The following is an 18755-nucleotide window of genomic DNA, read 5'->3' on the forward strand; positions in this document are numbered from 1 at the left end:
CGGTACGACGAAATGGACGGGCTCGCGCTTACTTGGGTTCGAATTGTAGCGCAGCCGAGTTGATGCAATACCGCAGGCCGGTCGGCGCGGGGCCGTCCTCGAAGACGTGGCCGAGATGCGCGCCGCAGTTCTTGCACACGACTTCGATGCGAAGCATGCCATGTGAGCGGTCGGTCTTCTCCTGGATCACTTCGCCGTTGATCGGCTTGAAGTAGCTCGGCCACCCGCAGCCGGCGTCGAACTTCGTGTCCGATTCGAACAGCGGCGTGCCGCAGCACACGCAGTCATAGACGCCGCGCTCCTTGTGATCCCAGTATTTGCCCGTGAAGGGGCGCTCGGTCGCGGCGTGGCGCGTGACCTGGTACTGCATGTCGTCGAGTTCGCGGCGATACTCGGCGTCGTCCTTTTGCAGCGGATAGCTCGTCGGGGTGGCGTCGTGGCTCATCTGTCGTTCCTTTGATCTGGCCGGGAAGGCCTGGTATATGAGGGCGATCCTACGAAGAACAACTGACTTCGAGATCGCTCGCCCAGTCGGGCGGCAGGCCCGCGTAGGCTTCGTATTCGGGCTGTTCGTCGTATGGATGGCGCAGCACGTCCAGAAGACGCGCCACTTCCGAAAAATCCTTTTCCGCCGCGCGCCGGATGGCGTTTTCCGCCAGATGATTGCGCAGCACGTACTTCGGATTCACGCGATTCATCGCCGCGGCGCGCTCGGCGTCGTCGCGCGGCTCGTGGGCGAGGCGCTCGCGATACTGCGCGGCCCACGCATCGAATGCGGCGCGATCGAGGAACAGATCGCGCACGGGCGCGTCGCGGCTCGCGTCGGATTTCGAGAGCTTCGACAGGTTCCGGAACGTCAGCGTGAAGTCCGCGCGATTCGCATGCATGATTTCGAAGAGACCGTTGGCGAGCTTGTCGTCGCCTTCGCGCTCGATATCGAGGCCGAGCTTCGCGCGCATCTTCGCGACGAGCGCGGGCCCGAAGCGATCCTTGTAGCGTTCCATCACCTTTTGCGCCTCTTCGACCACGCGCTCGGCGCGGCCTTCCTCGGGCAGATTCGCGCCGAAGAGCGGCACGAGCGCCTGCGCGAGACAGAAGAGATTCCAGTACGCGACCTGCGGCTGGCGCCCATACGAATAGCGTCCTTGCGTATCCGAATGATTGCAGACGTGATGCGCGTTGAAGGCATCCATGAAGCCGAACGGACCGTAATCGATCGTGAGGCCGAGGATCGACATGTTGTCGGTATTCATCACGCCGTGGCAGAAGCCGACGCCTTGCCACTCCGCCATCAGATCGGCGGTGGAGCGCACGGCTTCGTCGAGCAGCGCGAGATACGGATCGTCGGCATCCCTGCAATGCGGATAGAACCGGTCGATGACGTGATCGGCGAGCGTCTTCAGCTCGTCGATGCGATCGTTCGAATAGAAATGCTCGAAGTGGCCGAAGCGCACAAAGCTCGGCGACACGCGCGTGACGATCGCCGCCGTTTCGACGATCTCGCGCCGCACCGGCAAGTCCGAGCCGATGACGGTGAGCGCGCGCGTCGTCGGGATGCCGAGATGATGCATTGCTTCCGAGCACAGAAACTCGCGGATCGACGACCGCAGCACCGCACGGCCATCGCCCATGCGCGAATAGGGCGTGCGGCCCGCGCCCTTCAGTTGCACTTCGAGACGCGCGCCGTCGTGCTCCGCTTCGCCTAGCGTGAGCGCGCGGCCATCGCCCAGTTGTCCCGCCCACACGCCGAACTGATGCCCCGAATAGACGGCGGCATAGGGCAGGGCATCGGCGGGCCAGTCGCGCGTCGGATTGCCGGCGAAGAAGGCGGCGAACGCGTCTTTCTCAGGGCCGGTGGCGACTTGCGGATCGAATCCGAGCGTTTCGGCCATCTCGCGCGACATCCCGACGAGATACGGATCGGGAACGGGCGCGGCAGGAAGACGGGTGAGAAAAGCGGTGCCGAGCGCGGCGAAGGAGCCCGGCTCGCCGACCCGGATCGCGCTGGCGATTTCGTTCACGGAACGCGCGTCGGCGGGCGTCTCGTCGCGCGCCGCGCGCACGGCATTGCTTGGGGAAAACGACATGTTGAGCGCCTCTGAGTTAAACGATATTGTAATTCCGCGCCCGCGGGCCTGCAGAGCGCGGCCCGGCCATCCGATCAGCATTCGCCAGATTCGAGGACTTCGCCTATGACGTCGCCGCTCTACGGGCAGATGATGGACATACCGCTGCTCGCGTCGTCCCTGCTGTCTCATGCCTCACGCCACTTCGGCGACAACGAGATCGTGTCGCGGCGCATCGAAGGCGATATCCACCGCTACACCTACCGCGATTGCGAGAAGCGCGCGAAACAACTGGCGCAGGCGCTGACCGCGCTCGGCGTCGAGCAGGGCGAGCGCATCGGCACGCTCGCGTGGAACGGCTACAGACATCTCGAATGCTATTACGGCATCAGCGGCATGGGCGCCGTGTGTCACACGATCAACCCGCGTCTCTTTCCGGATCAGATCGCGTTCATCATCGATCATGCGGACGATTCGTATGTCTGCTTCGACATGACTTTCGGTCCGCTCGTCGAACTGATCGCGCCGCAGTGCCCGAACGTGAAGGGCTGGATCGCGCTCGGCGATGCCGCGTGCATCGCCGAACATCTGTCGAACATGAGCGTGCCGGTGATGAGCTACGAAAGCCTCATCGGCGAGCACGACGGCGACTACGCATGGCCGATGCTCGATGAGCGTCAGGCATCGTTTCTCTGCTACACGTCGGGCACGACGGGCAATCCGAAAGGCGCGCTGTATTCGCATCGCTCGACGGTGCTGCACGCGTACGGCGCGGCGTTGCCGGACGCGATGGGCGCATCGTCGAGCGATGCGATCCTTCCCGTCGTGCCGATGTTCCACGTCAACGCATGGGGCATTCCGCACGCGGGGCCGCTCGTCGGCGCGAAGCTCGTCTTTCCCGGCAAGGATCTGGACGGCAAGTCGCTCTACGAATTGATGGAAGCCGAAGGCGTCACGTATTCCGCCGGCGTGCCGACGGTGTGGATGAGCCTGCTCACCTACATAAAGCAGCAGAACGTGCGTTTCTCGACGTTGAAGCGCACGGTAATCGGCGGCTCGGCGTGTCCGCCCGCGATGCTGCGCATCTTCGAGGAAGAGTACGGCGTGCAAGTGATCCACGCGTGGGGCATGACGGAGATGTCGCCGCTCGGCACCTTGTCGCGCCTCAGTTTCAGGCAGAAGCAGCGTCCGCTCGACGAGCAGCGCCGCTCGCTGGAAAAGCAGGGCCACGCGCTCTTTGGCGTGGACATGAAAGTCGTCGGCGACGACGGCACCGAACTGCCGTGGGACGGCAAATCGTTCGGCGATCTCCATGTGCGCGGGCCGTGGGTCATCGATCGGTATTTTCGCCGGGACGATTCTCCGCTCGTCGACGGCTGGTTCCCGACCGGCGATGTCGCGACCATCGATGAAGACGGGTTCATGCAGATCACCGATCGCAGCAAGGACGTGATCAAGTCCGGCGGCGAATGGATCAGTTCCATCGATCTGGAGAACATCGCGGTGTCGCATCCGCAGGTGGCGGAAGCGGCGTGCATCGCGTGCTCGCATCCGAAGTGGACCGAGCGGCCGCTGATCGTCGCGGTGCTGAAGCCGGGCGCGACCGTCACGCGCGAGGAACTGCTCGCGCATTTCGAGGGCAAGGTCGCGAAGTGGTGGATTCCGGACGATGTCGTGTTCGCCGAGGAACTGCCGCACACCGCGACGGGCAAGCTGCAGAAAGTGCGCCTGCGCGAGCAGTTTCGCGATTACGTGTTGCCCAACGCCGCGGAGAATCCGGTCTAGCTTTTTCTTGCGTCATCGAAAGCCCCGGTTCGCGGTCCGCGCGCCGGGGCTTCGTGCATTTCTGGCGATCGATTGGCGCGAAACGCGTCGTTTGAACGATCGTGCTTTTTTGTGTATTCTGCCCCGATCGCCCACAATCGATCTCATATCCGGTCGACAGGAGACACGTTCATGGCAGTGGACTACACGATCCGCGACGGCGTCGCCGTCATTACGCTCGACAATCCGCCGGTCAACGGTCTCGGGCATTCGACCCGGCTCGGCATCGTCGAAGGTGTCGAGCGCGCGAACGACGATGCCGACGTGCGCGCCATCGTCATCATCGGCGCGGGCAAGGCGTTCTCGGGCGGCGCGGACATCACCGAATTCAACACGCCGAAAGCCACGCAGGAACCGACGCTCATGACCGTCATCGCGACGCTCGAAGCGAGCGCGAAGCCCGTCGTCGCGGCGATTCACGCCGTCGCGATGGGCGGCGGTCTGGAACTCGCGCTCGGCGCGCATTACCGCGTCGCCGTGCCCGGTGCTCAGATCGCGCTGCCGGAAGTGAAGCTCGGGCTTTTGCCGGGCGCGGGCGGCACGCAGCGTCTGCCGCGCGTGGTCGGGCTGGAAACGGCGCTGAACATGATCGTGTCGGGCGCGCCGGTGCCTTCAGAAAAGCTCGCGCAAACCGCGCTTTTCGATGAACTCGCCGACGGCGATCTGCTGGAAAGCGCGTTGTCGTTCGCGCGCCGGGCCGCCGATCGCGGCGGTCCGCATCCGAAAGTCCGCGATCGCCAGATCGAGCATCCGAACGCCGAGGGTTTCATCCAGTTCGCGCGCAACAGTGTCGCGGGAGTCGCGAAGCATTTCCCGGCGCCGCACAAGTGCATCGATGCAATCGAAAAAGGCGTGAAGGAAGGTTTCGAGCGCGGTCTCGCCTTCGAGCGCGAATGCTTTCTCGCGCTCGTGCAGACGCCCGAAAGCCGCGCGTTGCGGCATGCGTTCTTCGGCGAACGCGCGGCTGCCAAGATCGCCGATGTCCCGTCGAACACGCCCGTGAGGAAGATCGAGCGCATCGGCGTGATCGGCGCGGGCACGATGGGCGGCGGCATCGCGATGAACTTTCTCAACGCCGGTCTGCCCGTCGTGCTGCTCGAAACGAAGCAGGACGCGCTCGATCGCGGCATCGCGACGATCCGGCGCAACTACGAGGCGCAGGTCAAGAAGGGCAAGCTCACGCAGGAAAAGGTCGAAGAGCGCATGGCGCTCATCGCGCCGACGCTTGCCTTTGGCGATCTGGCCCAGGCCGATCTGATCGTCGAAGCCGTGTTCGAAGACTTGAGCGTGAAGGAACAGGTCTTCCGTCAGCTCGACGAAATCGCAAAGTCTGGCGCGATCCTCGCATCGAATACATCGACGTTGAATCTCGACACCATCGCCTCGTTCACGAAGCGTCCCGGCGACGTGATCGGCATGCACTTCTTCAGCCCCGCGAACGTGATGAAGCTGCTCGAAGTCGTGCGCGGCGCGAAGACCGAAAAGGACGTGCTCGCAACGGTCATGCAGCTCGCGAAGAAAATCAGGAAGACGGCGGTGGTGTCGGGCGTATGCGACGGCTTCATCGGCAACCGGATGATCGAGCAGTACATCCGCCAAGCGCTCTTCATGCTGGAGGAAGGCGCGCTGCCGGCGCAGATCGATCGCGCGATCGAAAACTTCGGCTTCGCGATGGGGCCGTTTCGCATGAGCGATCTCGCGGGCAACGACATCGGCTGGGCGATCAGAAAGCGGCGTTATCGGGAGCAGCCGGAGCTGCATTATTCGCGCGTCGCGGATCGTCTGTGCGAGATGGGCCGCTTCGGCCAGAAGACCGGCGCGGGCTGGTACGACTATCAGCCGGGCAAGCGCGACGCGCTGCCGTCGAACGTGGTCGATGACATGATCGTCGCGTATTCGAAGGAACGCGGCGTCGAGCGGCGCAAGATCCGCGATGAAGAGATCGTCGAGCGTCTCGTGCTTTCGCTCGTGAACGAAGGCGCGAAGATTCTCGAGGAAGGCATCGCGGGCAAGGCGTCGGACATCGACATGGTTTATCTGACGGGCTACGGCTTTCCGCTCTGGCGCGGCGGCCCGATGCTGTATGCGGACACCATCGGCCTCTACAACGTGGAACGCGCGATGCGCAAATACGCGAAGCAGGCCAACGGCTACGCGTGGCAACCCGCCGCGCGCGTCACCGAACTCGCGCAATCGAATGGACGCTTCAATGGCTGATATCAAACCTGTCGAAGACGTGTTCCTCGCCGTGGACGTGCAGTACGACTTCATGCCGGGCGGCGCGCTTGCCGTCGCACACGGCGATGAAGTCGTGCCGGTCATCAATCGGCTTGCGCGCGCGTTCTCGCATGTCGTGCTGACGCAGGACTGGCATCCGCGCTCGCATGTGTCGTTCGCGGCGAATCACGAGGGCCGCGCGCCATTCGAGACGATGACCTTGCCTTACGGCGAACAGGTGCTGTGGCCGGTGCATTGCGTGCAGGACACGCGAGGCGCGGCGCTGCATCGCGATCTGCATGTGCCGCACGCGCGGCTCGTGATTCGCAAGGGGCATCACGAACACGTCGACAGCTATTCGGCGTTTCTCGAAGCGGACCGTTCGACACCGACCGGTCTCGAAGGCTATCTGCGCAACGTCGGCGCAAGACGCGTGTGGCTAGCCGGACTGGCGACGGACTATTGCGTCGCGTGGTCCGCGCTCGATGCGCGTGCGGCGGGCTTCGACGTCATCGTGATCGAGGACGCGTGCCGCGCGATCGATCTGAACGGCTCGCTCGACCGAGCATGGAACGACATGCGCGATGCGGGCGTGCAACGCGTGAGCTCGGACGAAATTCTCAAAGCGGGGGCAACGACATGACCGATGCAGTCATCGTATCGACGGCGCGCACCGCGCTCGCCAAATCGTGGCGCGGCGCGCTCAACATGACGCACGGCGCGACGCTCGGCGGCCATGTGACGAAGGCGGTCGTCGAACGCGCGGGCATCGATCCGGCGCGCGTCGAGGACGTCATCATGGGCTGCGCGAATCCGGAAGGCGCGACGGGCGCGAACATCGCGCGGCAGATCGCGTTGCGCGCGGGCTTGCCGGTTTCCGTCCCCGGCATGACGGTGAACCGCTTCTGCTCGTCGGGCTTGCAGACGATCGCGCTTGCCGCGCAGCGCGTGATGACGGGCGAGGGCGATGTGTTCGTCGCGGGGGGCGTCGAATCGATCTCGTGCGTGCAGAACGAGCTGAACCGTCACATGCTGACCGAAGGCTGGCTCAGGCAACACAAGCCCGAAATCTACTGGTCGATGTTGCAGACCGCCGAGAACGTCGCGAAGCGCTACGAGATAGCGAAAGAGCGGCAGGACGAATACGGCGTGCGCTCGCAGCAGCGCGCGGCGGCGGCGCGGGCGGCGGGCAAGTTCGACGATGAAATCGTGCCGATCACCGTGCTTGCCGGCATCGCCGATCAAGCGACGGGGCGCATGTTCACGCAAGAAGTGACGCTCGCCGCCGACGAAGGCATCCGCGCCGATACGACGCTCGAAGGCGTGTCGAAGATTCGCACCGCGCTGCCTGGCGGCGTCATCACGGCGGGCAACGCGAGCCAGTTCTCGGATGGCGCGTCGGCGTGCGTCGTGATGAGCGCGACGCTCGCCGAGAAGGAAGGTCTCGCGCCGCTCGGCATTTTTCGCGGCTTCGCGGTCGCGGGCTGCGAGCCGGACGAAATGGGCATCGGTCCGGTGTTCGCCGTGCCGAAGCTTTTGAAGCGCGCGGGCCTGTCCGTCGACGATATCGGCTTGTGGGAGCTGAACGAAGCGTTCGCCGTGCAAGTGCTCTATTGCCGCGACCGGCTCGGCATTCCCGACGAGCGCCTGAACGTGAACGGCGGCGCGATCGCGGTCGGGCATCCGTACGGCGTGTCGGGCGCGCGCCTGACGGGTCACGCGCTCATCGAAGGCAAGCGGCGTGGCGCGAAGTTCGTCGTGGTCACGATGTGCATCGGCGGCGGACAGGGCGCGGCGGGCCTTTTCGAAATCGTGTGAGCATTTGCGGCCCGGCGATTTTTGCTACGCTTCGAGATTCGTTCGATAACAGGAGTCGCCGTGCTACGTCACATCGTCATGTGGAAGCTGAAGGAAAACGCCGAGGGCGCGAGCCGCGCCGAAAACGCGCAGAAGCTGAAGGCGAAGCTCGAAACCTGCCGCAGCATCGTGAAAGGGCAAGGGCATTTCGAAGTCGGCACCGCGCAGCCGGGTTTCGATTGCACCTATGACGTCGTGCTCGTGTCCGACTTCGACGACAAGGCGGCGCTCGAAGCGTATCAGGTGCATCCGAAACATCAGGCGCTGAAGGACTTCGTCGCGGCGATCCGCGAAGCGCGTCAATGCGTCGACTACGAAGTGTGAGCGCGATGTCCTCTTCCGATCAACCTGCAAGCAACGGCGTCGCGCTCGAGAGCCCGTTCATCGATACGCTCGGCGTCGAGCTCGTCAAGGCGCAGGACGGCGAAAGCGAAGTGCGGCTGCCGCTTCGCGACGAACACCTGAACACCTGGGGCATCGCGCACGGCGGCGTCACGATGACGATGCTCGACGCATCGCTGGCGCTCGCCGCACGCAGCGTCGCGGGCGATGGCATCGGCGTCGTCACCGTCGAGATGAAGGTCAATTTCATGCAGCCGGGGCGCGGCGAATTGCGCGGTTACGGCCGCGTGTTGCATCGCTCGACGACGATGGCTTATTGCGAAGGCGAGATTCGCGACAGCGAAGGCCACTTCGTCGCGAAGGCGCTCGGCACGTTCAAGTACATGAAGCGGCTCGCGGTCGGGCGCGACATCGTCCGGCAGAAGATGCGGTCCGATCCGAAGGCGACGCCCGGTCCGAGCGACGCCTGAACACCATTCGAGCGAAGGAGGTTCAGCATGGCAGACGCACAGATCAACCGACAAATTCTGCTCGTGTCGCGTCCGCAAGGCGAGGCGTCGGTGTCGAATTTCAGGCTCGTCGAGACGCCGCTTGCGCCGCTGAAGGACGGCGAAGTGCGCGTGCGCAATCACTATCTGTCGCTCGATCCGTACATGCGCGGCCGCATGGACGACGCGAAGTCGTACGCCGCGCCGCAACCGCTCGATGAAGTGATGATCGGCGGCACCGTGGGCGTCGTGAGCGAATCGCGCAATCCGGCGTTCAAGGCGGGCGATAGCGTCGTCGGCATGTTCGGCTGGCAGGAATACGGCACATCCGACGGCACCGGCCTGAACAAGGTCGATGCGTCGCGCGTGCCGCTTTCCGCGTATCTCGGCGCGGTCGGCATGCCGGGCGTCACGGCGTGGTACGGACTGAACCGCATCATCGAGCCGAAGGCGGGCGAGACGGTCGTCGTGTCGGCGGCGAGCGGCGCGGTGGGCAGCGTCGTCGGGCAACTGGCGAAGGCGGCGGGCTGCCGCGTGGTCGGCATCGCGGGCGGCGCGGACAAGTGCCGCTATGTCGTCGAGACGCTCGGCTTCGATGCGTGCGTCGATTACAAGGCCGGCAAGCTGCACGAAGATCTGAAAGCCGCGACGCCCGATGGCATCGACGGCTACTTCGAGAACGTCGGCGGCGACGTGCTCAATGCCGTGCTCGCGCGCATGAACGCGTTCGGGCGCATCGCCGTATGCGGGATGATCTCCGGTTACGACGGCAAGCCGACGCAATTGGACGCGCCGCGGCTGATCCTCACGCAGCGGTTGAAGCTGCAGGGCTTCATCGTCTCCGAACATCTCGATGTCTGGCCGCAGGCGCTGAAGGAACTCGGCGAGCGTGTCGCGACGAAGAAGCTGCATTTTCGCGAGAGCATCGCCGAAGGGCTCGAGAATGCGCCTGAGGCATTTCTCGGCCTCCTGCGCGGCAAGAACTTCGGCAAGCAACTGGTGAAACTCGTGTGATGGATCGCTTCGAAGGCAAGGTCGCCGTCATCACGGGCGCGGGCAGCGGATTCGGGCGCGAGTTCGCGAAGAAGGGCGCGGCGCTCGGCATGAAGCTCGTGCTCGCCGATCTCGACACCGCCGGGCTCGCCGCGACCGTCGATGCGCTACGCGCGGCGGGCGGCGACGCGATCGGCATCACGACGGACGTATCCGACGCCGCTCAGGTGCACGCGCTCGCGCAGGCATCGCTCGCCACTTACGGCGGCGTGCACATGCTCTTCAACAACGCGGGCGTCGGCGCGGGCGGCTTCGTGTGGGAGAACAGCGCGAACGACTGGCAATGGGTCTTCGGCGTGAACGTGATGGGCGTCGCGAACGGCCTGCGCGCATTCGTGCCGATCATGCTCGAACAGAACGAGCCGGCGCATATCGTCAATACGGCGTCGGTGGCGGGCCTGCTCGCCGCGCCCGCGATGGGCGTCTACAACGCATCGAAGCACGCGGTCGTCGCGCTGACCGAGACGCTGCATCACGATTTGCGGCTGGCGGGCGCGTCGATGATCGGCGTGTCGCTGCTGTGTCCGGCGTTCGTGCCGACTGGCATCGCGGATGCCGAGCGCTCGCGCCCCGACGCGCTCGCCAACGACGCGCCGTACACCGCCTCGCAAAAGCTCGCGGCGCGGCAACTCACGCGGGCGGTAGAGGGCGGGAAGCTGTCGGCGCGCGACATCGCCGATTTGACGTTCGATGCGGTGCGCGAAGGGCGCTTCTATGTCATCACGCATCCGGCCATCATGCCGTCGGTGCAACTGCGGCTCGACGATATCGCGCAACTGCGCAACCCGACCGATCCGATGTCCCTCAAACGTCCGCGTTGATGTGCACGGTTCGTGGCATGATCGTGTCCCTTTGACGCTCCTTCCGCCGATGCCGCTCAATCCAAAGATCGCGCAAATTCTGGAGATGGTCGCGCGCGCGAATCGACCGCCGTATCACACGCTCACGCCGAAAGAGGCGCGCGCAGCCTACGCGATGAGCGCGCAGATTCTCGATATCGCGCCATTGCCGGTGCACGCCATCGAGGATCTGCGGATTCCCGTGCGCGATGGCGCAACGATCGGCGTGCGCGTCTATCATCCGATCGAGCCGAGCTGGGCGCAGCCTTCTCCGGGGCTTCTTTATTTTCACGGCGGCGGCTTCACCGTCGGCAGCTTGGCGACGCACGACGCGCTGTGCCGCAAGCTCGCGCACGATGCGCAATGCGCGGTCGTATCGGTGGATTACCGGCTTGCGCCGGAGCACAAGTTTCCCGTCGCCGTGACCGATGCCTTCGATGCGCTGCAATGGCTGGCGCGCGAGGCTCCGACGCTCGGCATCGATCCGGCGCGGCTCGCGGTTGGCGGCGACAGCGCGGGCGGCACGCTCGCGATCGTGTGCGCGGTGCTCGCGCGCGATGCGGGCATCGACCTGAAACTGCAATTGCTGATCTATCCGGGCACGAGCGCGTGGCAGAAGAGCGATTCCCATGCGCGCCTCGCGGACGGGTATCTGCTTTCAGGCGAAACGATTCAGTGGTTTTTCGCGCAGTATCTGCGTGATGATCGCGATCGCGACGATTGGCGTTTCGCGCCGCTCGATGCGGCGCGCGGTACGCCGGATTTCGCGGGCGTCGCGCCGGCGTGGATCGCGGCGGCGGACTACGACCCGCTACACGACGAAGACACTGCGTTCGCGGCGAAACTCGAAGACGCGCGTGTGCCGGTCACGCTCAAGCGCTACGAAGGCATGATTCACGAATTCTTCAAGATGGGCGGTTTCGTACCGGAAGTAGCGGCGGCGCACGCGGATGCGGTGAGGGCGTTGCGGGAGGCGTTCGGGACGCTGTAGAAGCTGGCTCACCCATGATTAGAATCCGAATTATCGGCCCATGACCAGGAAAACGCCTCGCTCCTTCATCTATCTCGGCGCGCTGTTCATCTTGCTTCTCGTCGCTACATTGAATGTGTACAACCTCAATGAAGCATACGGCGACGGTCCGCCGTACTACGCGCGCACGACGAACATGGACAAGTGGACCGATCCTCTTCCCGCGCTCGTTGCGGTCGATGCCATTGCCGTCGTGCAGATCGCTGCGATCCTGTATCTCACACGAAGGAAACGCTGATCAACCGATCTCAAACGAAAAAGCCCGCTCAAACGCCCCCGGCCTCACGACGCGATGCGAGCCGTCATCGTCGCTGCGTTCCTTGATTTCCAGCGCTAACCCGAGCGCCGCCGGATTCACGCGCAAGGCCGTCGTGCTGCGCGTGCCGTAATCGGCCGTTTCGATGAACGCCGCCGACAGCACGCGCTCCCGCTCGATCGAAATCCCCGTCGATGGCAGATGTTCGTCGTTCGCGATGCGCGGGTCGCGCAACGTCTCGATGAGCACATCGAGCGACGGGCGTTCATCGGCGTGAATCAGATCGCACAGCGCCTCCCGCTGCGCGACGAGCTTCGGCCACGGCGTATTCAACAGGCTGTTCGACAAACCGTGCACGCCTGCATCGAGCAAAGCGGGCGGCGCGTCGGCACGATTGCCGTACCAGCCGAGTTCGCGCCGCAAGAAGTCGCCGCAAAGCAGATTGAACCCGTTATACCGATGCCCTTCGCGCGCCACGCCCTGCAGATAGTCGAGCGGCGCCATGCGCTCGCCCGCGAGAAAAGCGCTCACGAGCGTGCCGCGCGTCGGCGCATTCGGCTGCATGTCGCCCGGCGCGCGATAGTTGGTCAGCGCCGCGAAGCGCCCGTCGCGCGATACGCCGAGCCACGTCCCGCCGCCCGTCAGATCGCGGCCGGCGAGCACGTCTGGCGCGTCTTGCCACCAGTGCATCGGTTCGGCGTCGCGGCGAAAGAATTCATCGCGATTGGCGGAAAGCGTCAGCAATGCGCGGCCGTTTTCCTGCGACGCCGCGGGTTGCCAGTCGAAGACGATCAGACACATGCGCGCTCGACCTCAGGCGTCGGCCGGAAACGCGTAGGGCAGCGGCACGAAAGTGAGCGCGGGACCATCGGCGGAACCGACATGCACCGAGCCATTGTCAAGCGCCGCGAGCTTGATCTCGACGAGACAATCGACGCCGCCATGCTCCGCGGGCGCGACGTTGACGACGAGTCCGCACGGCTGGCCGGGATCGTCCGAATGAAAGAGCTCCGCGCCGGGCGTCGCGCTCTCGACGTGCGCGAGCGCCGTGCGCCGCTTGATCGTGCCGCGATACTGGCTGCGCGCGACGATCTCCTGCCCGGGATAGCAGCCCTTCTTGAAGTTCACCGCGCCGAGCACGTCGAAGTTGACCATTTGCGGGACGAACTGCTCGACCGTCGCGTGCGTGATGCGCGGCTCGCCCGCGTGGATGTCGAGCCAGTCCCACATCTGCTCGGGCACGCGCTTGAGTTTTTCATCGAGTTTCGCGAGTTGCGCCTCGACATCGGCTTTCGGGCCGACCCACAGGAAGCGCGGCCGATGCGCCGCGTCCGGCACGCGGATCAGCGAACCGTGCGGGCCTTCGACCTTGACGTGCACGCCGTCGGGCAGCGCATCGAAAATGCCGGAGAGCGCCGCGCGCACGTCGCCCGCGAAGCCGACGGCGGCCACTTCGGGCGTCGCGTCGGTGAGTTTCGCCTTCGCGCGCAGCACGAACATCGACAGGCGTTTCTGCACGGCCGCCTGCACGTCGTGTGCGATCAGGAGACGCACGGCGTCGGCGGTGCGCCACATCAGGAACGAGCCGAGGAGCCGGCCCTTGGCCGAGCAGTAGCCCGCGAGACGCGCGGTCGACGCGTCGAGATGCTGGACGTCGTTCGTAAGCTGACTGTGCAGGAACGAGGCGGCGTCCTCGCCCTTGACGTCGATCACGCCGAACTGGGTGAGCGGCATGTATGCGCCGGCGGTCTTGACGGAATCGAAGTCTGAAGCGGCGAGAGCGATGGTCTGGGAATTCATGAGTCGGCGGGCTGTCAATCCTATCGTTTGGGCGCGGGCCCGGGAATGCGGCTCTGGCGCAGGCGGCAAGTTATTATATTGGTCTTATCTCAAGCGTGTTTCGCATGTCCTTTCTGAAGAAATGCGTCGTGGCAGCGGTGCTCGCCGCCGTGCTCGCGGCAGCCGTCGCGGGCGGCGTGTATTGGTGGGCCAACCGGCCCATGGAATTGCCAACGCCCGAACTCGACGTCACCATCAAGCCCCACAGCAGCCTGCGCAGCGTAAGCGCCCAGTTGAACCGCGGGGGCGTGCCCGTCGAGCCCGAGCTTTTCGTGCTGATGACGCGCGTGCTCGGCCTGTCCGCGCAACTGAAATCGGGCAATTACGCATTCAAGACCGGCATCACGCCTTATGAGGTGCTGGAGAAGATCGCGCGCGGCGACGTCAACGAATATGTCGCGACCGTCATCGAAGGCTGGACGCTGCAGAAAATGCGCGGCGAGCTCGACAGCAATCCCGCGCTCAAGCACGACACCGTCGGCATGACCGACACCGACCTGCTGCGCGCGATCGGCGCGGCCGAAGTCGACAAGGCGTCCGCCGAGGGCCTGTTCTTCCCCGACACCTATCTGTTCGACAAAGGCACGAGCGATCTCGCCGTCTACAAACGCGCGTATCGGCTGATGCAGGCGCGCCTCACGGAAGCGTGGAACACGCGCGCACCGAATCTGCCTTACAAGACGCCTTATGAAGCGCTCGTGATGGCGTCCATCGTCGAGAAGGAGACGGGGCGCGCTGCGGACCGGCCGCTCGTCGCGGCGGTGTTCGCGAACCGGCTGCGCATCGGCATGCCGCTACAGACGGACCCGAGCGTGATCTACGGCTTAGGCCCGGCCTACGGCGGCAAGCTGAAGAAAAAGGACCTGCAGACGGACACTCCGTACAATACCTACACGCGCATGGGCCTGCCGCCGACGCCGATCGCGCTGCCCGGCGTGGCCGCACTGAACGCCACGCTCAATCCCGCCTCGAGCAACGCGCTGTATTTCGTGTCGCGCGGCGACGGCAGCAGCATCTTTTCCGACAATCTCGGCGACCACAACAAGGCCGTCGACAAATACATCCGGGGTCAATGAATGGCGCGCGGCAAGTTCATCACGTTCGAAGGCATCGACGGCGCGGGCAAGACCACGCATCTGGACTGGTTCCGCGAACGGCTCGAAGCCAAAGTGGAACCGGGCGGGCATCGTGTCGTCATGACGCGCGAGCCGGGCGGCACGCCGCTCGGTGAAACCCTGCGCGGCATCCTGCTGAATCAGCCGATGGACCTCGAAACCGAAGCGCTGCTCATGTTCGCCGCGCGCCGCGAGCATCTGGCGCAGGTGATCGAACCGGCGCTGTCGCGCGGCGACTGGGTGCTGTCGGACCGTTTCACCGACGCCACGTTCGCGTATCAGGGCGGCGGCCGCGGTCTGCCGCGCGACAAGCTCGAAGCGCTCGAACGCTGGGTGCAGGGCGGTTTCCAGCCCGATCTGACCGTGCTTTTCGACGTGCCGACCGACACCGCGAGCGAGCGCCGCTCGGCCGCGCGCGCCCCCGACAAGTTCGAAAGCGAATCCGAGGCATTTTTCGAGCGCACGCGCAGCGAGTATCTGCGCCGCGCGGATGAATCGCCGCAGCGCTTTTTCATCGTCGATTCGACGCGCTCCATCGACGAGATTCGCAAAAAGCTCGAAGAAGTTATCGCAAGCGTCTGAATTCAAGAGAATCTATCGATGATCTATCCCTGGCAAACCGACGACTGGCAGCGTCTGCAGCAATTGCGCGCGCACTGGCCGCACGCGCTCCTGCTGCACGGAGAAGCGGGCATCGGCAAGCTGCAGTTCGCCCAGCATCTCGCGCAGGGTTTGCTGTGTGAGACGCCCGCCGCGAATGGCGAGCCGTGCGGGACTTGTCCGGCGTGTCACTGGTTCTCGCAAGGCAATCATCCCGATTACCGCGCGGTGCTGCCCGAAGCGCTCGCGGGCCTTGCCGCAACCGGCGACGCAGCCGACGCTCCCGCCGACAAAGCCGATGGCGAAGAAGGCAAGAAGACCCGCACGCCGAGCAAGGAAATCAAGATCGAGCAGGTGCGCGGGCTGCTGGATTTCTGTGGCGTGGGCTCGCATCGGGGCGGCTTGCGCGTCGTCGTGCTGTATCCGGCCGAGGCGCTCAACGTCGCAGCGGCGAACGCGCTCTTGAAGACGCTCGAAGAACCGCCGTCGGGCGTCGTGTTCCTGCTGGTGTCGGCGCGCGTCGACCGGCTGTTGCCGACGATCATCAGCCGCTGCCGCCAATGGCCGATGAGTGTGCCGCCGGCGAACGAAGCGAGTGCGTGGCTCGCGTCGCAAGGCGTCGACGATCCGGCGGCGCTCCTCGCGCAGGCCGGCGGCGCGCCGCTCGCTGCGCTCGCGCTGGCGAACGACGAGAACCGCGCCTTGCGCGACTTCGCGCTCGCGCAACTTGCCGCCGGACCGAATTGCGATGCCTTCGCGTGCGGCGAAAACCTGCAGAAGCTGCCGGTGCCGCTCGTGCTCGGCTGGTTGCAGCGCTGGCTTTACGATCTGCTCGCGCAACGCACGGCTAGCCGTCCGCGCTATTTCCCCGGCGCGGCGAAGGCGCTCGCACGTTGCGCGCAAAGCGCCGATCCGGCCGCGCTCGCGCGCTACATGAAGACGGTCACGCGGCAGCGCGCGGTGGAAAATCATCCGCTGAACGCGCGCCTCGTGTTCGAGGAACTGTTCATGGGCTATCGCGGGATCTATACGGCCTGAGCGGCCTGAGCGGCCTGAGCGGCAGAGACCGTCGAGCCGCGCCGCAAGGAATGCACCAAGGAGCACCCGATGTTTGTCGATTCACACTGTCATATCAACTTCGAAGGGCTCGCGGACCGATTGCCCGACGTCCTCGACAAGATGCGCGCGCATTCTGTGACACATGCGCTGTGCGTGTCGGTGGATCTCGAGACGCTGCCTTCGGTGCTCGCGATCGCCGAGCAGCACGAAAACGTCTATGCGTCGGTCGGAGTGCATCCCGACCACGAGGATATGCGCGAGCCGAGCGTCGCGGAACTCGTCGAGCTGGCGAAGCATCCGAAAGTTTGCGCGATCGGCGAAACCGGGCTCGACTACTATCGGCTGGAAGGGCGCAGCATCGCCGACATGGAATGGCAGCGCGAACGCTTTCGCACGCATATCCGCGCCGCGCACGCGACGGGCAAGCCGCTCATCATCCACACGCGGTCGTCGTCGGACGACACCTTGCGCATCATGCAGGAAGAGCGCGCGGACGTGCCGGGCGGCGTCATGCATTGCTTCACCGAACCGTGGGAGATCGCCGAACGGGCGCTCGCGCAGAATTTTCATATCTCGCTGTCGGGCATCGTCACGTTCAAGAAGGCAACCGATGTGCAGGACGTCGCGCGGCGCGTGCCGATCGAGCGCCTGCTCATCGAAACCGATTCGCCGTACCTCGCGCCGGTGCCGTATCGCGGCAAGCCGAATGAACCTGCGTACGTGAGTTATGTCGGACGTTTCATCGCGCAGTTGCGCGAGCAGCCGGAAGAGGCCGTCGCGCAGGCGACCACCGACAACTTCTTCCGGCTCTTCAAGATCGCGCGGCCAGTCTGAGGGCGGCCGGCCCGCGCGCAAAAAAACTGTTCCAAGGCAATTCGAAGGTCACTTATGAACACTTCCCCGATGGTTTCCACTCTGAACACGACGCGCGGTGCGCGCAAGGGCACGGCCGTGCGTGGACTCGTCGCCGGCGCGCTGCTGGCGGCCTGCGCGATCGCTCAGCCGGTCTGGGCCGCGTCCGTGGACTCGCTCATCAAGGCGGTCAAGTTCGACGACGTATCGGCGGTCAAGAAGCAGCTCGCGCAGGGCGCGGACCCGAACACCGTCGACAACACGGGCACGCCGATCCTCGTGATCGCCGCGCGCGAGAAGTCCGACAAGGTCGGCCAGTTGCTCGCCGACAACCCAAAGACCGATCTCGAGAAGCTCGATCCCGCCGGCGAAAACGCGATGATGCTTGCCGCGCTCAATGGCGACGCGACCTTCGTGAATCTGCTGATCGCCAAGGACGCCGAAGTGAACAAGAAAGGCTGGACGCCGCTGCACTACGCTGCGACCAACGGCCATGACGACATCGTGAAGATTCTGGTCGACCATTCGGCCTATATCGACGCCGGCTCGCCCAACGGCACGACGCCGCTCATGATGGCGGCGCGCGGCGGTCATCTTTCGACGGTCAAGCTGCTGCTCGACTCGGGCGCCGATCTGCGCGTGAAGAATCAACTCGGCCTGACCGCGGTGGATTTCGCGCAGAAGTACAACGAGAAAGATGTCGCCGAAGGTCTGAAGGCGCGTCTGGACTCGATGCAACAAGGCGGCGGCGCTGCGCAAAGCGGCTCAAACGGTGCAAAATAACGGCGCGACATCAAGTCACGGGGCGAGCGCGGTCAGGCGCGGCCGCGCATCGCTCCGAACCCGTTGCTCCGACCAAGCCGCCGCTCAACATAAAAGGAAGACCATGCTGCGGGAATTCGTCCTCGCCTGTGCTCTCGCGACGCCCGTCTGTGCGTTCGCGTTTACCGGGAACGATCTGAACAAGCTCTGCACCAAAACGGATCCCAACTCACGGACCGCCTGCGCGGCCTATATCGAAGGCGCGGCGGACGGCATCTACAACACGATCGAGGCGATCGGCGGAACCTCCGGGCCGCAGGTCGGCCAGTACTTCTGCCTGCCGGCGGACGTGAAGCCGCAGCAGCTTACGGACGCGGTGCGCAAGTACATCGCCAACAATCCCGACAAGGCCGATTTCAACGCGACCACGATGGTTTCGCTCGGACTCGGCAAGGCGTTTCCCTGCAAGGCGGAACGCTGAGCATCTGGTGACGCCGGAGCACTGGCGTCACGCTTGCTGAACCAAGAGGCGACGGCCGCGCCCGGACGGCCATCG

At 64.8% G+C, this 18755-nt stretch carries 20 protein-coding genes; 16 read left to right on the plus strand and 4 right to left on the minus strand.

The features are described from left to right. Window positions 1–28: 28 nt before the first annotated feature. Both msrB and QCE58_RS08275 read right to left on the minus strand, forming a co-directional pair. On the minus strand, window positions 29–445 hold the full coding sequence (gene msrB, locus QCE58_RS08270) for a peptide-methionine (R)-S-oxide reductase MsrB (protein WP_008349708.1): 417 nt from the start codon (window positions 443–445) through the stop codon (window positions 29–31). A 49-nt stretch (window positions 446–494) separates the two neighbouring features. Continuing rightward, window positions 495–2168 carry a YdiU family protein gene (locus tag QCE58_RS08275; RefSeq protein WP_372492619.1) on the minus strand — a complete coding sequence of 558 codons (1674 nt, stop codon included), beginning with the start codon at window positions 2166–2168 and terminating at the stop codon, window positions 495–497. Window positions 2169–2192: 24 nt separating this feature from the next. On the opposite strand from QCE58_RS08275, the gene QCE58_RS08280 reads away from it, so the two are divergent. From QCE58_RS08280 to QCE58_RS08325, 10 genes are all read left to right on the plus strand, one after another. Beyond that, on the plus strand, window positions 2193–3851 hold the full coding sequence (locus tag QCE58_RS08280) for a 3-(methylthio)propionyl-CoA ligase (protein WP_008349706.1): 1659 nt from the start codon (window positions 2193–2195) through the stop codon (window positions 3849–3851). A gap of 171 nt (window positions 3852–4022) precedes the next feature. Beyond that, the gene (locus QCE58_RS08285; RefSeq protein ID WP_008349705.1) at window positions 4023–6107 is read left to right on the plus strand and encodes a 3-hydroxyacyl-CoA dehydrogenase NAD-binding domain-containing protein; all 2085 of its coding nucleotides are present in this window, start codon (window positions 4023–4025) and stop codon (window positions 6105–6107) included. Next, complete coding sequence (pncA, locus tag QCE58_RS08290) at window positions 6100–6750, plus strand: bifunctional nicotinamidase/pyrazinamidase (protein WP_008349704.1); 651 nt, start codon at window positions 6100–6102, stop codon at window positions 6748–6750. The genes QCE58_RS08285 and pncA overlap by 8 nt, the downstream gene beginning before the upstream one ends. Further along, window positions 6747–7925, plus strand: a complete 1179-nt coding sequence (locus QCE58_RS08295) for an acetyl-CoA C-acyltransferase (RefSeq protein ID WP_034473389.1) — start codon at window positions 6747–6749, stop codon at window positions 7923–7925. The genes pncA and QCE58_RS08295 overlap by 4 nt, the downstream gene beginning before the upstream one ends. Window positions 7926–7985: 60 nt before the next feature. Next, window positions 7986–8288 carry a Dabb family protein gene (locus QCE58_RS08300; RefSeq protein WP_061161325.1) on the plus strand — a complete coding sequence of 101 codons (303 nt, stop codon included), beginning with the start codon at window positions 7986–7988 and terminating at the stop codon, window positions 8286–8288. 5 nt (window positions 8289–8293) lie between these two features. After that, window positions 8294–8776 carry a PaaI family thioesterase gene (locus tag QCE58_RS08305; protein WP_008349701.1) on the plus strand — a complete coding sequence of 161 codons (483 nt, stop codon included), beginning with the start codon at window positions 8294–8296 and terminating at the stop codon, window positions 8774–8776. 27 nt (window positions 8777–8803) lie between these two features. Continuing rightward, window positions 8804–9808 carry an NADP-dependent oxidoreductase gene (locus QCE58_RS08310; RefSeq protein ID WP_175982904.1) on the plus strand — a complete coding sequence of 335 codons (1005 nt, stop codon included), beginning with the start codon at window positions 8804–8806 and terminating at the stop codon, window positions 9806–9808. Beyond that, window positions 9808–10668, plus strand: coding sequence for an SDR family oxidoreductase (locus QCE58_RS08315; RefSeq protein WP_250434691.1), 861 nt, complete (start codon window positions 9808–9810; stop codon window positions 10666–10668). The genes QCE58_RS08310 and QCE58_RS08315 overlap by 1 nt, the downstream gene beginning before the upstream one ends. Before the next feature lie 49 nt (window positions 10669–10717). Continuing rightward, on the plus strand, window positions 10718–11677 hold the full coding sequence (locus tag QCE58_RS08320; RefSeq protein WP_250521108.1) for an alpha/beta hydrolase: 960 nt from the start codon (window positions 10718–10720) through the stop codon (window positions 11675–11677). Between the two features lie 40 nt (window positions 11678–11717). After that, complete coding sequence (locus QCE58_RS08325; RefSeq protein WP_250439723.1) at window positions 11718–11954, plus strand: hypothetical protein; 237 nt, start codon at window positions 11718–11720, stop codon at window positions 11952–11954. Here QCE58_RS08325 and QCE58_RS08330 read toward each other — a convergent pair whose 3' ends face one another. Both QCE58_RS08330 and QCE58_RS08335 read right to left on the minus strand, forming a co-directional pair. Next, window positions 11955–12773 carry an NRDE family protein gene (locus tag QCE58_RS08330; protein WP_244808081.1) on the minus strand — a complete coding sequence of 273 codons (819 nt, stop codon included), beginning with the start codon at window positions 12771–12773 and terminating at the stop codon, window positions 11955–11957. Window positions 12774–12785: 12 nt separating this feature from the next. Further along, window positions 12786–13772, minus strand: coding sequence for a folate-binding protein YgfZ (locus QCE58_RS08335; protein WP_008349691.1), 987 nt, complete (start codon window positions 13770–13772; stop codon window positions 12786–12788). 104 nt (window positions 13773–13876) lie between these two features. Here QCE58_RS08335 and mltG point away from each other — a divergent pair, with 104 nt between their 5' ends. The 6 genes from mltG (at window position 13877) to QCE58_RS08365 (ending at window position 18680) form a co-directional block, all read left to right on the plus strand. Further along, on the plus strand, window positions 13877–14887 hold the full coding sequence (gene mltG, locus QCE58_RS08340) for an endolytic transglycosylase MltG (RefSeq protein WP_008349688.1): 1011 nt from the start codon (window positions 13877–13879) through the stop codon (window positions 14885–14887). After that, on the plus strand, window positions 14888–15508 hold the full coding sequence (gene tmk, locus QCE58_RS08345; RefSeq protein WP_008349687.1) for a dTMP kinase: 621 nt from the start codon (window positions 14888–14890) through the stop codon (window positions 15506–15508). It begins immediately after the preceding gene. Between the two features lie 18 nt (window positions 15509–15526). Next, window positions 15527–16564 carry a DNA polymerase III subunit delta' gene (locus QCE58_RS08350; protein ID WP_250521109.1) on the plus strand — a complete coding sequence of 346 codons (1038 nt, stop codon included), beginning with the start codon at window positions 15527–15529 and terminating at the stop codon, window positions 16562–16564. Between the two features lie 69 nt (window positions 16565–16633). Next, window positions 16634–17419 carry a TatD family hydrolase gene (locus tag QCE58_RS08355; protein WP_008349683.1) on the plus strand — a complete coding sequence of 262 codons (786 nt, stop codon included), beginning with the start codon at window positions 16634–16636 and terminating at the stop codon, window positions 17417–17419. 54 nt (window positions 17420–17473) lie between these two features. Next, window positions 17474–18220, plus strand: a complete 747-nt coding sequence (locus QCE58_RS08360) for an ankyrin repeat domain-containing protein (RefSeq protein ID WP_033535925.1) — start codon at window positions 17474–17476, stop codon at window positions 18218–18220. Between the two features lie 103 nt (window positions 18221–18323). Further along, window positions 18324–18680, plus strand: coding sequence for a Rap1a/Tai family immunity protein (locus tag QCE58_RS08365; protein ID WP_008349679.1), 357 nt, complete (start codon window positions 18324–18326; stop codon window positions 18678–18680). The last annotated feature ends 75 nt before the right edge of the window (window positions 18681–18755 follow it).

It is taken from the genome of Caballeronia sp. LZ028, assembly GCF_031451415.1.
Lineage (GTDB): Bacteria > Pseudomonadota > Gammaproteobacteria > Burkholderiales > Burkholderiaceae > Caballeronia > Caballeronia zhejiangensis.

What these genes read in the sequence shown, in the direction of transcription:
- msrB (WP_008349708.1), bottom strand. Translation starts at nt 445, where the DNA reads ATGAGCCACGACGCCACCCCGACGAGCTATCCGCTGCAAAAGGACGAC.
- QCE58_RS08275 (WP_372492619.1), bottom strand. Translation starts at nt 2,168, where the DNA reads ATGCTGATCGGATGGCCGGGCCGCGCTCTGCAGGCCCGCGGGCGCGGA.
- QCE58_RS08280 (WP_008349706.1), top strand. Translation starts at nt 2,193, where the DNA reads ATGACGTCGCCGCTCTACGGGCAGATGATGGACATACCGCTGCTCGCG.
- QCE58_RS08285 (WP_008349705.1), top strand. Translation starts at nt 4,023, where the DNA reads ATGGCAGTGGACTACACGATCCGCGACGGCGTCGCCGTCATTACGCTC.
- pncA (WP_008349704.1), top strand. Translation starts at nt 6,100, where the DNA reads ATGGCTGATATCAAACCTGTCGAAGACGTGTTCCTCGCCGTGGACGTG.
- QCE58_RS08295 (WP_034473389.1), top strand. Translation starts at nt 6,747, where the DNA reads ATGACCGATGCAGTCATCGTATCGACGGCGCGCACCGCGCTCGCCAAA.
- QCE58_RS08305 (WP_008349701.1), top strand. Translation starts at nt 8,294, where the DNA reads ATGTCCTCTTCCGATCAACCTGCAAGCAACGGCGTCGCGCTCGAGAGC.
- QCE58_RS08310 (WP_175982904.1), top strand. Translation starts at nt 8,804, where the DNA reads ATGGCAGACGCACAGATCAACCGACAAATTCTGCTCGTGTCGCGTCCG.
- QCE58_RS08315 (WP_250434691.1), top strand. Translation starts at nt 9,808, where the DNA reads ATGGATCGCTTCGAAGGCAAGGTCGCCGTCATCACGGGCGCGGGCAGC.
- QCE58_RS08320 (WP_250521108.1), top strand. Translation starts at nt 10,718, where the DNA reads ATGCCGCTCAATCCAAAGATCGCGCAAATTCTGGAGATGGTCGCGCGC.
- QCE58_RS08325 (WP_250439723.1), top strand. Translation starts at nt 11,718, where the DNA reads ATGACCAGGAAAACGCCTCGCTCCTTCATCTATCTCGGCGCGCTGTTC.
- QCE58_RS08330 (WP_244808081.1), bottom strand. Translation starts at nt 12,773, where the DNA reads ATGTGTCTGATCGTCTTCGACTGGCAACCCGCGGCGTCGCAGGAAAAC.
- QCE58_RS08335 (WP_008349691.1), bottom strand. Translation starts at nt 13,772, where the DNA reads ATGAATTCCCAGACCATCGCTCTCGCCGCTTCAGACTTCGATTCCGTC.
- mltG (WP_008349688.1), top strand. Translation starts at nt 13,877, where the DNA reads ATGTCCTTTCTGAAGAAATGCGTCGTGGCAGCGGTGCTCGCCGCCGTG.
- tmk (WP_008349687.1), top strand. Translation starts at nt 14,888, where the DNA reads ATGGCGCGCGGCAAGTTCATCACGTTCGAAGGCATCGACGGCGCGGGC.
- QCE58_RS08350 (WP_250521109.1), top strand. Translation starts at nt 15,527, where the DNA reads ATGATCTATCCCTGGCAAACCGACGACTGGCAGCGTCTGCAGCAATTG.
- QCE58_RS08355 (WP_008349683.1), top strand. Translation starts at nt 16,634, where the DNA reads ATGTTTGTCGATTCACACTGTCATATCAACTTCGAAGGGCTCGCGGAC.
- QCE58_RS08360 (WP_033535925.1), top strand. Translation starts at nt 17,474, where the DNA reads ATGAACACTTCCCCGATGGTTTCCACTCTGAACACGACGCGCGGTGCG.
- QCE58_RS08365 (WP_008349679.1), top strand. Translation starts at nt 18,324, where the DNA reads ATGCTGCGGGAATTCGTCCTCGCCTGTGCTCTCGCGACGCCCGTCTGT.